This is a genomic window from Cytophagaceae bacterium ABcell3 (genome assembly GCA_030913385.1).
Lineage (GTDB): Bacteria > Bacteroidota > Bacteroidia > Cytophagales > Cytophagaceae > ABcell3.
Map to the genome: position 1 here is coordinate 4,504,610 of CP133159.1, position 12,485 is coordinate 4,517,094.

Annotated in this window: 16 protein-coding genes; 5 read left to right on the plus strand and 11 right to left on the minus strand. The window is 38.9% G+C overall.

The window, feature by feature from the left end; genetic code table 11:
• Window position 1: 1 nt before the first annotated feature.
• The 4 genes from RCC89_18410 to RCC89_18425 all read right to left on the minus strand — a co-directional run bounded on the left by RCC89_18410 (window position 2) and on the right by RCC89_18425 (window position 2,963).
• Window positions 2-1,207, minus strand: a complete 1,206-nt coding sequence (locus RCC89_18410; GenBank protein ID WMJ75120.1) for a hypothetical protein — start codon at window positions 1,205-1,207, stop codon at window positions 2-4.
• Between the two features lie 254 nt (window positions 1,208-1,461).
• A complete protein-coding gene (locus RCC89_18415; protein ID WMJ75121.1) occupies window positions 1,462-2,415 on the minus strand; it encodes a HipA domain-containing protein in 954 nt (317 codons plus the stop codon).
• Window positions 2,408-2,740, minus strand: coding sequence for a HipA N-terminal domain-containing protein (locus RCC89_18420; protein WMJ75122.1), 333 nt, complete (start codon window positions 2,738-2,740; stop codon window positions 2,408-2,410). Before RCC89_18420 ends, RCC89_18415 begins: the two co-directional genes overlap by 8 nt.
• Window positions 2,727-2,963: a helix-turn-helix transcriptional regulator gene (locus RCC89_18425; GenBank protein WMJ75123.1), complete on the minus strand. Its 237-nt coding sequence runs from the start codon at window positions 2,961-2,963 to the stop codon at window positions 2,727-2,729. Before RCC89_18425 ends, RCC89_18420 begins: the two co-directional genes overlap by 14 nt.
• 254 nt (window positions 2,964-3,217) lie before the next feature.
• Between RCC89_18425 and RCC89_18430 the strand changes: the two genes are divergently transcribed.
• The 3 genes from RCC89_18430 (at window position 3,218) to RCC89_18440 (ending at window position 6,689) form a co-directional block, all read left to right on the plus strand.
• A complete protein-coding gene (locus RCC89_18430) occupies window positions 3,218-4,051 on the plus strand; it encodes a metallophosphoesterase (GenBank protein ID WMJ75124.1) in 834 nt (277 codons plus the stop codon).
• Window positions 4,051-4,677 (plus strand): hypothetical protein, encoded by a 627-nt coding sequence (locus RCC89_18435; protein WMJ75125.1) that lies wholly within the window; start codon window positions 4,051-4,053, stop codon window positions 4,675-4,677. Before RCC89_18430 ends, RCC89_18435 begins: the two co-directional genes overlap by 1 nt.
• 125 nt (window positions 4,678-4,802) lie before the next feature.
• On the plus strand, window positions 4,803-6,689 hold the full coding sequence (locus tag RCC89_18440) for a sulfatase-like hydrolase/transferase (GenBank protein ID WMJ75126.1): 1,887 nt from the start codon (window positions 4,803-4,805) through the stop codon (window positions 6,687-6,689).
• A gap of 100 nt (window positions 6,690-6,789) precedes the next feature.
• Here RCC89_18440 and RCC89_18445 read toward each other — a convergent pair whose 3' ends face one another.
• Both RCC89_18445 and RCC89_18450 read right to left on the minus strand, forming a co-directional pair.
• A complete protein-coding gene (locus RCC89_18445; GenBank protein ID WMJ75127.1) occupies window positions 6,790-7,128 on the minus strand; it encodes a hypothetical protein in 339 nt (112 codons plus the stop codon).
• Window positions 7,129-7,192: 64 nt separating this feature from the next.
• Window positions 7,193-7,906, minus strand: a complete 714-nt coding sequence (locus RCC89_18450) for a DNA alkylation repair protein (protein ID WMJ75128.1) — start codon at window positions 7,904-7,906, stop codon at window positions 7,193-7,195.
• A 90-nt stretch (window positions 7,907-7,996) separates the two neighbouring features.
• Here RCC89_18450 and RCC89_18455 point away from each other — a divergent pair, with 90 nt between their 5' ends.
• Window positions 7,997-8,401: a DsbA family oxidoreductase gene (locus RCC89_18455; protein ID WMJ75129.1), complete on the plus strand. Its 405-nt coding sequence runs from the start codon at window positions 7,997-7,999 to the stop codon at window positions 8,399-8,401.
• A 246-nt stretch (window positions 8,402-8,647) separates the two neighbouring features.
• Complete coding sequence (locus RCC89_18460) at window positions 8,648-8,953, plus strand: DsbA family protein (protein WMJ75672.1); 306 nt, start codon at window positions 8,648-8,650, stop codon at window positions 8,951-8,953.
• Between the two features lie 209 nt (window positions 8,954-9,162).
• Here RCC89_18460 and RCC89_18465 read toward each other — a convergent pair whose 3' ends face one another.
• From RCC89_18465 to RCC89_18485, 5 genes are all read right to left on the minus strand, one after another.
• Window positions 9,163-9,972, minus strand: coding sequence for a methyltransferase domain-containing protein (locus RCC89_18465; protein ID WMJ75130.1), 810 nt, complete (start codon window positions 9,970-9,972; stop codon window positions 9,163-9,165).
• 513 nt (window positions 9,973-10,485) lie between these two features.
• Window positions 10,486-10,677 carry a hypothetical protein gene (locus RCC89_18470; GenBank protein WMJ75131.1) on the minus strand — a complete coding sequence of 64 codons (192 nt, stop codon included), beginning with the start codon at window positions 10,675-10,677 and terminating at the stop codon, window positions 10,486-10,488.
• Window positions 10,678-11,155: 478 nt separating this feature from the next.
• A complete protein-coding gene (locus RCC89_18475) occupies window positions 11,156-11,602 on the minus strand; it encodes a hypothetical protein (protein WMJ75132.1) in 447 nt (148 codons plus the stop codon).
• 53 nt (window positions 11,603-11,655) lie between these two features.
• The gene (locus RCC89_18480) at window positions 11,656-12,141 is read right to left on the minus strand and encodes a hypothetical protein (GenBank protein WMJ75133.1); all 486 of its coding nucleotides are present in this window, start codon (window positions 12,139-12,141) and stop codon (window positions 11,656-11,658) included.
• A gap of 32 nt (window positions 12,142-12,173) precedes the next feature.
• Window positions 12,174-12,434, minus strand: a complete 261-nt coding sequence (locus tag RCC89_18485) for a hypothetical protein (protein WMJ75134.1) — start codon at window positions 12,432-12,434, stop codon at window positions 12,174-12,176.
• Window positions 12,435-12,485: the final 51 nt, after the last annotated feature.

Genomic DNA, 12,485 nt, shown 5'->3' on the forward strand with positions numbered 1-12,485 from the left:
ATTATTTATCAGGATAAATCAGCGCGTAGCCTACCCTTTGTTTTTCATTTTTTTCATTCACAAAAACCAAATTCCCGAACCCTCCGCTAAAGTCAAGCTTTTTCTCGTGGTCAACCGAAATACCCACATACAGCGAAATTTTCTTCTCAAAACTCAGCTCCCCGACTTCTTTTGGGAAAGGAAACTCCTGAATAAAAGAAAACAAATCCCTGTCGCTCTCCATAAATTTTGCCACCAGTGCGTCCACATTCAACTTTACCGACTGCTCATTACCCGATTCCAAATCTTCCGAAAACTGTCCCGCCGGTTTTCTATCAATCCCCCGAAGCAAGCGCAAGCGCGTAGCCACCTTAGTTGCCAGATAATAACCTTCGTCAGAATACAGGTAGTCCAGCGAAACCCTCGAGCGGAACCCTGGCTTTTTTCCGAATATCAGCGCCTCCTGCCCCTCGGCCACCTCCACAAAATTGGTCTTATATTTCAGTTCCTCGTAGTCCTTCAACTCCTTCAGCCGCTGCACCCTGCGGTACACATCTGCCTGATACTGAATTTTATTGATATAGTCGATAATCTGCGACTGAATCTCATTCAGGTAGTCCCTGTTGCGCACAAGTGTATGCCTCAGGTTCAACACAATAGAGTTCAGTTCCGCATCGATAATGGTATTAAAAAAGCCCTGAGATTCAAAAATTATCTGCTCCGTCTCCTTAATCAGGTTAATGATATCGTCCCGCTTCTGCTTGTATTTGTCCAGTTCCTGCAGTTTGATATAGTAGTTCGACTGGTTTTTATACGTGTCGTCAATATTCTTGTGCAGCTTAATCACCTCCCGTGAGGTTGTAGAATCAATCTTCTTCAGTGAGCGCTTGATGTTCCGAAGAAAACGGTAGTTATTGTCAATCCGGTAGTATTTCAGGTTTTCGGTAAGCGATTGTACGTTGTCGTTTATAAAACTGGTAGTCACCTCCCCTATCTCCAGAAACTCCTCCACAAAGGTCACAATCCTGTCATCAAGGCTTACGATTTTGTCATTCTCGTGGATAATTTCATAGGCCACCAACTTCTCCAGCCGCTCATCAGACATATCTTCACGCGCCAGCAGCTCGTATTTATTGACGGAGTCCTTGTTGCCAAACAATACCTCCACCACTTCTTTATGCTGATAAAGAAGGCCTAACAAGTCCCTAATGTTAAGTGGCTGTTTCAAGGGTAAGATTCTGATGATTCCAACAGACTAAAAAACGAAAAATCCCGCTCATTCTGAAACGGCGGGTCAAAAACTTATCCACCATGATAATTATCAGGGCGCCTGCCCCGGGGCTGTAAATACCTGCTGTTAATAAAAAGATAGACTAGCCCCGGGTCACCGGGCTATCCGCTATTACTCCTCGCTTCGCTGCGGGGTAACCGCTCCTATCCCTGGCGCGGATAGCAAAGGCTGGAGGTTATTGCTTGCGAAACTTATTCCGTCAAGCCGAGCTGCTTAAATTTTTTAACAAGCATTTCCTGATAAGCTTCTTTCATATCTTCAGGAAGAAAACTTTCTTCAATAAATTCTTGCCACTTAGGTAGGGCCTTTACAAACCGGTTAAAAATATTCTTAAAAGCTCTTTCATTCACTTCAAAGCGACTCATTGCAACCTCAAAATCGCTAAACTTTATCTTTTTTTTCTTTCCATTAAGTGTCAATGCCAATTCCTCATCGTCACCTTCCACCACCAACTCAGAAGCTACCATATCATAAGCCGAGCTCAAATTATAACCTCCTCCTACCTTCTTTATTAAAGAGAAATTCTTCAAGTGCATATCATTGTTGCCTGTCAAAAAACAAAAAACAACCTGTTCAAAGTATGCAACAATATCTAATACCGGATTTTCAGAATATTTTCCAACTACTTTCCCTATCTGTTCATATAAACCCTTATATTTAAACTCTGTCAACTTCTCAGTAAGCTGACACATATCTTCCATATGAATTTTTTGCTTTCCCTTTCTATCAATACGCTTCGTCAAATAAGCCAGTTCTCCTGACTTCAACCTTATTAGTGTATGAGGAACTGTTTTTATGCCCGCTAATTCAGCCAAATGCATAGTTAAATCTTCTAACTCCGGTAAGTTTGGATAAAATTCTGTAGGAGGCTTCAGGATATAATCCGGCCAGACCCCAACGATGGTCAGTTTAGATGGCACATTTTTATCAGACGAAAGTTTATGTCCCAGTGATAATTTGGGCTGCACACCAGTTACAGTTATGTGACTTTGCACCACTTTCTGTGCCAGATGTACCATCTCGTCGTTAGAATAATCTAAAACAGGAGGAACAGTAGTAGTAAAAAATTTCCTACTACAGGCAGGATGATAACCAAAGTTTTCCTCGGTTAATTCTTTATAACAATACAAACATCTATTATTCATCCTTATCTTCCATTAAAGGCTCAATACTAACCGCACCAATGCAATCTTTACAGGTTTTAAGCAAAAGCTCCATCCTGTCTCTAGGGTTTACCTTCCAGTTTTTCTCCACAATCTCTAGAAGCCAACCTTCAGGAATCAATCCGTCAAAAAATGGAAACAATACATTGCTATGATATGCCTCTTCCTTCAACGGGAGGGTAAGGCTTATAGCTTCCGCCCTTTCAGAACTTACATATTCAGTTCTATACTGAAAATGAAACCCTTCTTCGTCTTCACACAAAACCCCCACCCATTGGTCATACATATATACCTTAGCTTTTTTCATTGAACAACTTTTCACGGTTTAAAGGTACTGGCCCTAATTCATACCCGAATAACATTAAAACATGATTTACCTTGTTCATCTGCAAGGTAGGCTTACCACCCTCTAATTCACGAACAAAGCGCAATCCTACCCCAGCCTTATCCGCCAGCTCAACCTGTGTTAAACCTAGTGTTTTTCGTTTATTCCTAACCAGTTCACTTATTGTCAAATGCTCTTTTTCCATAAACAAATACCCGTTCGGGTATAAATATAATTAAAAAAGTTAAAATCATACCCATTCGGGTATAAAAACAACTATTTTAGGGCAATTTATACCCTATTGGGTATAATTATTAAAATACAAATGTCTTTTCAACCCTTTTTCCCAATACCTAAAACCTTTAAAAATTTAGTTCGGTTTAAACTGAACAATTCGGTAACTTTGTGGTTATATACCAGCTGTTATAAAGAACAGCACTCAGGTAATCAACATAACTGATGGCTTTCTCAAAAAAGAACCTCATTACCGTTAGCCTAACAAAAGTGTCGCTAACGCTATTTTTTCTGCTGGCACTTTCCTGTCAGAAGATGAACTACAGCCCTAATGCGGTCTTCAGATCCGACACGCCTCAGGACATCAACCAAAAAAACATAGAAAAGCTGCTGGCCAATCCCTCCCACGGCGATACCATCCGTATAGCCATTATAGGCGATTCGCAAAACCATTATGACAATTCTTCAGATTTAGTGGATGTGCTAAATCAAGTTCCCAACATTGACTTTATGCTCCATACAGGGGATCTGGTGGACTTTGGTATGTTGGAGGAATTCCATTGGATGCACGATATTTTCTCCAGGTTATACATGCCCTACATTACCGTCATAGGCAACCATGACCTGTTGAATAACGGAGAACAGATTTTCAAAAGAATGTATGGCCCGCTGGACTTTACCTTTATTTATAGAGGAATAAAATTTGTGTACCACAACACCAACAGTCGTGAGTATAATTTTGACGGCACTGTTCCAAATCTGGACTTTTTACGTCGTGAAATGCAACCAGAAGAAGGTGTGGACTATATAATCCCTGTTTGCCATGTTCCTCCTTTTGATGAGGACTTTGACACCAATCTGGAAGAAGAGTATTCAAAAATAATGAGAGAAAGCGAAAATCTTCTTTTTCCGATACACGGCCACCTGCATGGCGGGGGAATACGGGAGTTCTATCAGGACGATATAATTTATGTAAACACCTTTGCCCCTGCCATGAGAAAGTATAAGATAGCAGAGATTGTGAATGGCAATTGGACTATAAAAGAGTACGATTTCTGATGAGAAGAAAATTACTACAACATATCACAATTTTCTTATTGCTGGTCGCTTCAACCGCGAGAGCGCAGGAGAACAACTTTTTAGAACGTCTGATACCCCGTGACTTTACCGTCCAGTATGCCGGAGGCATAGGCATGTTTAGTGCAGGCATTAACTACCCCATGGCCAACAACAAACTTGACCTCAGCTTCCTCTATGGGCATGTACCTCCTAAATTTGGTGGAAAACTGAACAAGATAACCACCAAGTTCCAATACAATCCTTTTGACATAAGAATAACAGAAAACATCAGCCTGCGCCCTGTAAACCCTGTTTTCTTCCTCAGTTTTACCCTCAACCGCAACCACCACCTTATCTGGCCACGCGACCAGTACGGAGCAGGCTATTACTGGTGGAATTCAGCCATGCGCTGGCACCTGGGATTATCGTCGGAGGTGCGTTTTCATTCCTTCGAGAAAACCATATTCAGCTATGTAGCAGCCTATATTGAAGCCAATGTGCAAGACATGTACCTCTATGCCCGCCTGGACAACCCGGACTATTTTACATTTTATGATGTAATGTATATAGGTACAGGTATTCGTTTTGGTATAAAAAACCCTTCCAGAAGGCATCAAGAAGAATAGTAAAGCACACTAAAACCTCTCAAAGACCCAGCTTTTTCTTTGTTATTATTGATGATATTGGCTTAACTTTACGTTAATAATAAATTAACAAAAGCCCCAATACGGCTTTTTAAGTTTTTCCATTCATGAAATACCAGCTGGCCCATATCTGGACCTTACTTCGTCGTCTTGGAATTGCACTGTTATGCTTTTCTATACTGAGGGTTCTATTTTATGTATTTAACCATTCATACTTTCCCGATGCGAATTTCTGGGTGTTTATTCTTGGGCTTAGGTTCGACTTTAGTGCCGTGGCCTATCTATTCTCACCTTTTATATTGTTACACCTCCTACCCTTCAAGTTTACTGATGCCAAAAGTTATCAAAAAGTCCTCAAGCACACGTTTCTGGGTATAAATGCACTCTGCATAGTTTTAAATTTAGCAGATATCATCTATTTCAGATTTATATTCAGAAGGACTACTGCTGATGTCTTCCACTTTTTTACTGACTCGGGAGAAGGCTGGACCATGATGCCCCGCTTTTTGTATGATTACTGGTACCTGACCATTTTTTTTGGCGCTCTACTTATTCTATCTAATGTCCTTTACAGTAGAACCATTACACCAAGATACCCTGTAAGCTATCCTTCTACAACATTTTACAGTCTCAAAACCTTTGCCTTGCTGCTGGCCATACCAATGGTCATCATGTTTGGGAGAGGCGGCCTTCAAAACAGGCCCATCCAAATTATTGATGCGTCCCTTTTCTCTAAGGCCAACCTTGTTCCGTTAATTGTCAATACGCCCTTTTCTGTAATGAACACTGTAGGACAACCCTCAAGTATACCAACAGTTTCTATGGAGGAACAAGAAGCGCTCAAACACTTCAACTTTCATAAAGAAATCAAGCCTTTTAATACCGACAACCAGGGGAAGAACGTAGTGCTAATTATTTTAGAAAGCTTTGGTTCTGAATATATTGGATACTTTAACGAAGGCAAGGGATATACACCATTTTTGGATTCCCTAATTGGCCAATCCATTGTTTTTGAAAATTCATATGCCAATGGCAAAAGATCCATAGATGCTATGCCATCCATTATAGCAGGTCTGCCCTCTATGATGAACGACCCCTATGTATATTCCCGTTATGCATCAAACAAGCTAAAAACCTTGCCCAATTTACTAAAAGCCCATGGTTACCATTCCGCCTTCTTCCATGGAGGCAAAAATGGAACGATGGGCTTTGACTCCTTTTGTCGTCTTGCTGGCTTTGATGATTATTTTGGAAAAAATGAATATACTGGTGCAAAAGAAGATTTTGACGGACACTGGGGCATTTTTGATGGCCCTTATTTAAAGTATTCAGCAGAAACTATGGGAACCCTTCCCGAACCTTTCTTTAGTACTATTTTCACACTAAGCTCTCACCACCCATACCTCATTCCAGAAGAATATCAGGACAAGTTTCCTAAAGGCACACTGGAAATACATGAAAGCATAGGCTACGCAGACCATGCTTTAAAAGAATTTTTTACCATTGCCTCCCAAAAGCCTTGGTTTAAAAATACTGTGTTTGTAATTACGGCAGATCATACGGCACAGGCCGAGAAAGACTATTACAAATCAGGCCTGGGAATGTTCTCGGTCCCCATTTTTATTTACGACCCTCAACAGGAAGAAAACTATTCAATATATCGCACTATGCAACATATTGACATTATGCCTTCTGTACTTTCTTACCTAGGCTTTAGCACGAGCGGCAACTTCTTTGGCAACAATATTTTCAATGATGATCTTCCTCAAAACATGCCGGTGCTGGCATACAATTTTGGCACATTTATTTATGAAAAAGATGGGTATGGGCTCGAGTATAACGGTGAGAAAGTTACTTCATTCAACGTTAGTAACACCAAAGGCAATACAGACAAAAGCTACCTAGACGAGAAAAAAAGCAATCTCGAAACAGGCTTGAAAGCTTATTTAAAAATATACCACTCTGCGCTTAACCAAAACCTGCTGGGTGAATAAAACATGATGTGTGTTCAAAAGTACACTCCAATATTTTTTAAACTTTAAAAGTTTTGCCTTCCCTTATTAACCTTATCTAAACTCCTATTGCTTAGTTCGGCTAAAACTGCCTTGAGATGACTTCGCCGTCATGTACTACTTGAAGGGGTTTATCGTCGTCAATGGTAAAGCGTAGATCAATCACTTCAACATTACCTGCACGCAGCTCCCTAGCGGGCAAAGAAGCACTATTGCTACCGTTTACAATTCTCCAGCCATCCATATCTTCATTTTTACATGTGTTGTTAATGATACGGGCTTTTTCCTCACTACCAGTAATAAAGATTCCCATTTCCAACACATTCCCTTCATTGTCTGAAAATCCGTGAATACAGCCGTCATCTTTTCCACAAGAAAAAAACAGACTTATAAAAGCGGCAAAAACCAATACTTTTTTCATAAAGACACACTTAATACACAGTAAAAATAAGAAATATTTCTATAAACGATGCATTCATGCTATTTCATATTTTTCCTTTTAAGAATTTTTGCCTCAAATCTTCCTCAAACTTTTCTATTGCGTACCTGAGCATAGTCCTTGGCATTTGCCGATAAAACTTAGCTAAAAATTCATACTCAACATCAAAATTCCGGTTGCCTATTTCTCTCAGCATCCATCCAACTGCCTTATGGATAAGGTCATGTTCATGAGACAGAAGAATCTCTGCCAGTTTTAATGTATCAGAAAAATCTTTCTTCTTGATAAAATAGAAGGTGCTAATTATTGCAATGCGCTGTTTCCATAATTCTCCCGAATTGACAAGATCATATAATAGCTCACGGTCTCTATCATACAAATAGCTCCCAAGAATCTTGTCTGCAGACGAATCTACCAAATCCCAATTGTTTACCGCATGAAGGTTACGCAAATAAGTATCAACAATTTCCTGCTTTTCACTTTCACCTTTTGCTTTTTCATACTTAAGCACTAAAATAAAAAGTGCCGTAAGCCGATGTTCATGCACAGGGTGTTGAAGCAAAGCGCTTACATCATTCAAGTCAGCTTGTTTATAAAACTGTTTGGCCGTTTTCCTTTGATTAGGCACACTAACGCCAATAAAGGCATCCCCTTCTCCATACCCTCCTGGCAAAGCCTTGAAGAACTGGGGCAAAAAAGCAGCTTTTGTCGCATCGGCATGACTGGCCAAGGATTTGATTATGCTATCTTCAACAGACACTGTATTTGCATTTTTTATGAGTAATCTTGTAAAGATAAACACAACTCATAGAATTGAATTGTTATTATATAAAAAGCTAGCGTATAAATTATGAAAATTGAGATTTGGTCTGATATCATGTGCCCGTTTTGCTATATTGGCAAGCGGCATTTTGACAAAGCATTAAAAAAGTTTCCTCATAAAGACAAAGTTCAGATACAATGGCACAGCTTTCAATTACAGCCAGATATTGAGACAAAGCCAGGAAAAAGTGTAAAAGAGTTTTTAGCTGAAGTGAAAGGGATAAGCCTGGAAAAGTCTCAACAAATACACGAAAATGTCACTAAAATGGCATTTGACGCAGGGCTTCACTATGACTTTGACAAAGCTATAGTAGCCAACACCATGGATGCCCATAGACTTACCCATTTAGCTGAAAAATATAGACTACAGCACCAAATAGAAGAAAGGCTCTTTAGCGCCTATTTCACAGAAGGCTCAAATAGGGCACGCTGAAAAACGCCCAAAACATTGAACTGTTGATATTTCTATAAGAATTAGGATCTATAGGCGCAAGGTTTTTTCGGTTATTTCTTATTTTCCCGTGCACATTAAAGTGAGAAGCCTTAACGCCAATACTTTTTTTGGGCTAGCCACAAGCGCACAATCTACTTTATGGCCTTACATTCGAAGTATTCCAATACGTCTTCATGCAAGGCCATGCGTATCTTGCACACTTGTGACTTTTTCAGCAGGCCCTAAATAGGCGACCATGACACACTTGTTCAATTAGGTAGTGAGGTAGGCTTGCCTCCAGAAGAAATTACGACAATGCTAAATTCAGACCAGTATGCTTATGAAGTTAAATCCGATATACTAGAAGCGCGAAATTTAGGGATTAACAGTGTCCCGTTTTTTGTCATTAACAGAAAATATGGGATTCCAGGTGCACAACCCGAAGAAGCTTTTCTTCAGGCCCTAGAAGAAGCATGGAAGGAAATGCCAGAGCCAAAAAATATAAACTCCCAAGAAGGCAACGCATGTAATGGGGGGAGTTGCGACATTTAGGTAAGGACTTCTCTTGACCAATCATATACACATAGAGCCTGCTGAAAAGTTCACACAATCGTAGCCACAAGGCATGCCTTGTGGCTACGATTGTGGCTACGCAAAAAGAAACTTTGGATCAGGTTTTCTCAGTTTACTGTGCATCGAAAAAGCCTTTCACTTATACCTCAAAAGCTTTTACAAATATTTACAAATCAACAATTTTAACTTTATTCAGCACCCTCTACATAGCCTGTCACAGCTTTAAGGCATAGCTTTATACCTTCCCCCTCCTCCTCCATCCACCAGTCGTAAGCATCCACCGCCTTCTTCCTTAACTCTTCCGAAATATAGCCGTCCATCACCATTTGGAGACCATGGGTTTCCGCAATTTTACTCCAGGCAACCGCTTCGTCAACAAATCCTGCATCATGCTTTTGAATAAACTCCGACTGGTCAGAAACAGCTATATTTTTCAATCCAGCCTTTTCGAACAAATCAGCAAGATTATCAGCAAGCACATTATCCATTCCTGCATCTTCTCTCCAATTTAAAAAAGCCTTATAAAAAATCTCCATAGGCTCAGGTAAAGCAGGAATGAACTCATTTTTTTCAAGGCTGAAATCCAATACCGAAAGACAGCCTCCTTCTTTAACCAGATCTCTCATAATACAGATAACCTGATAAGGGTTATGCGCCCATTGCAATGCACGAGCAGAAGTTACCACGTCGTATTTATCTTCCGAGCTAAAAAAATTGATATCTGCTTTAAAGAAAGAAAGTCCAAAAACACCTTTGTTCATGTTTTGCGCCATTTCGATCATATAGTCCCTGGTATCGATCCCTGTAACCACCCCAAACTTTCCAGCAAGCTCCTTAATACCTTTGGTGATATTTCCTGCGCCACATCCAACATCCAGCACCCGGTGTCCAGGTTTTACAAGATCCAACAGGTTTTTATTACTGTTCCACACATTTCTCCTTTCCAGCGCTCCGCTGGCCGATTTCCACATTTCCGGATGCCTTTTAGATTCCTTCATTTTAACAACATATTTGCAAATGCCTAAACTATACGTTTCACGTCATCTTGCCCTAAAAACACGGGCAAAGTAATAAATTCCAGTGGAATAGTTATAAAGCAAATATTAACCGGATCAGGAAATTCGCCCTAGCATACTTTCAAAGCGATTTTCAGCAAAACAAGAGGGGTAAAAAAAACTGCAAACCCACATGTATCAAGAGGTTTGTTCTATAAATGGAAAGGAAAGTATGGATTATTGTAAGTACTGATATAGTCAGACCTATACAAAAGCTAAACAGCAATACAGCCACTGCTATAGGAGAGCCTAATGAAAGGTTGCACCAATAAAGACACAAACCTCCATTAAATGACAAAAGACAAGAGGAGTATATTACCTTATAAGCAAACAGCTATCCTGTACTTGACCATAACTTCAAGAATACAAGCTGTCCGACTTAAAGCTTCAAAACTGGTTGTTAAGGGATAAATATGGTTCTTCTTCTATTGTACAATAAAAGAAGAACCCTGGGTTTTAGGCTTCCAACGCCTTCTCTAATATAATTATTTGCCCTGTATAGTTCTTTCCTTTTTTAGGTTTCTTACCTTTTCTTGGCCCCCAGTTTTCTTTATGAAATTTTCCAGTATAATTACCACATCCAGAGAAGGTCATACCAAAACCTGTAAGCATTAAAACCGTAAAAGTGTATACAAATAATTTTTTCATGAGACACTATATTTTTGCAACTAACAAATTTAACGTTTTTTGCGGAATGTTACATCTTTTAATTCAAAAAAATCTTTATAAAGTTATTTTATACATAAAAAGCAGATACCCCGATTGGTCTATACAGAAAACCTCAAAACCCTCAGATGGTTTGAAAAAAAATGATTTAGCCTGGATTATGCATTAGATTTCGTTATGAGGCGCAAAAGAACAAAAAATCAGCGTATTTGGTTTGCATAGCATAGTGGTTCTATGGTTAAAAATCAAATACGAGTGAAGCGTCTGATTTGAAGTTATTTTGCCCCACCTAGTCAAAGTTTCAGCGAAGCATAACCTTGACCCATAACCTATGTAAGCTTTTATCTAGCCATAGCTAAAAGCAATGAAAGTATTTATCAAGGCAAGTTAAAAGCTCGCCAGAACTGTAGGTATAAGTTACACTGCGTTAAACTTCGACCACTGGGAAACTGTAAAATCTTCAATCCTCAGAATTTCTTTCTAAAGAGTCTGAGGATTGGTTATTTTCTGGGACTACTTCATAAGGCGAAAAAAAGGAGGTTTTCACAGGCTTTAAATAATCATTTACCCCATCAACATACTCCTCTAACTCAGACACATACACATCCAAAAACTCAGTTGATATGTCATTACAACCTTTGGGAGTATCCTCCAATGAATTAACTCCTGATTTCCAATTTTTCCTTTGTAAAATTCCAATTCTTTCGTATCGCTGAAAACATTTTTTATTATAAAAATACATTCTCCCTGAGTTTACCGTAATACTGGTAGTATCTAAAGTTTCTTTTGATATAAAGTCATCCAGGTCAATCTCTTGCTTTCCTGATAAATAAGTATAAAATACCATAGAATCATTTATAATATAATATACCTCTTCATAAAAACTGTATGGGTATAAATTCGCCATTTCAACTTGTCTGCCTTTATTAATATTATAGCTATAAATAACACTTACGACTTTCAGTATACCGTTCTCATCATAAAAAAAGTTCTTTTAGTTGAATTGCTATGAAGGTTTTCCTCTTCCTTTATGGGATCAATTATCTCCTTAAAATTATCTTGAAGAAGCTCTCTGGTAGATTGAGACTTATAAAAAACATCATAATAACCATCATAAACATCTCTATACGAATTGGGAAAAACTACTTGACGAAAATATCTTTTCTCTTCTTCCAATCTTGTGACTTCTTGATTGAATATCCCTAGAAGCTGATATTTCTGTTCAAATGTTAAAGATTCATTTATTTCCTGAGGAGATTTTTTTAAGACAGGTTGACCTCTAATTACATTTATAGCATTATACAACTCAAATGGAGTCATAGAAGACAACTCCTCACTTGAATAAACCTGAAGAAGAGAATCTTTAAGAGCTTCATCTTGTGCATATAAATTGACAGTAAAAAAAGCACTAATGACAAATATTGCCAATGACAAATTAGTTTTCATAAACCCTGAAACTGTTTGTTGTTTTGCATTTATTACGGCTTCCCAAACTTCGCCCACCTTTTTCTTTCAGCCAAGGGGTCCCAAAAAACCTCAGGATAAGGATTTTTTATACTGAAGTTTCTTCTTGCTTTTCGCGGAATATCTACTGCGAATTTATCTGCAACCCAAAAAACCTCATTAACATCAAAATAATCCTCTGAACAGATATTTATCTGATCCCAAAATCCTCTGCTCTCCTCTGTTCCTTTTCCACTACAATAGGCAAACATTTCTTCAGCATTAAATTCGTCCATAGACCAAACAAACCGTCTGACTGTCTCCGTAGGTGGTTATTTCGGTGATAT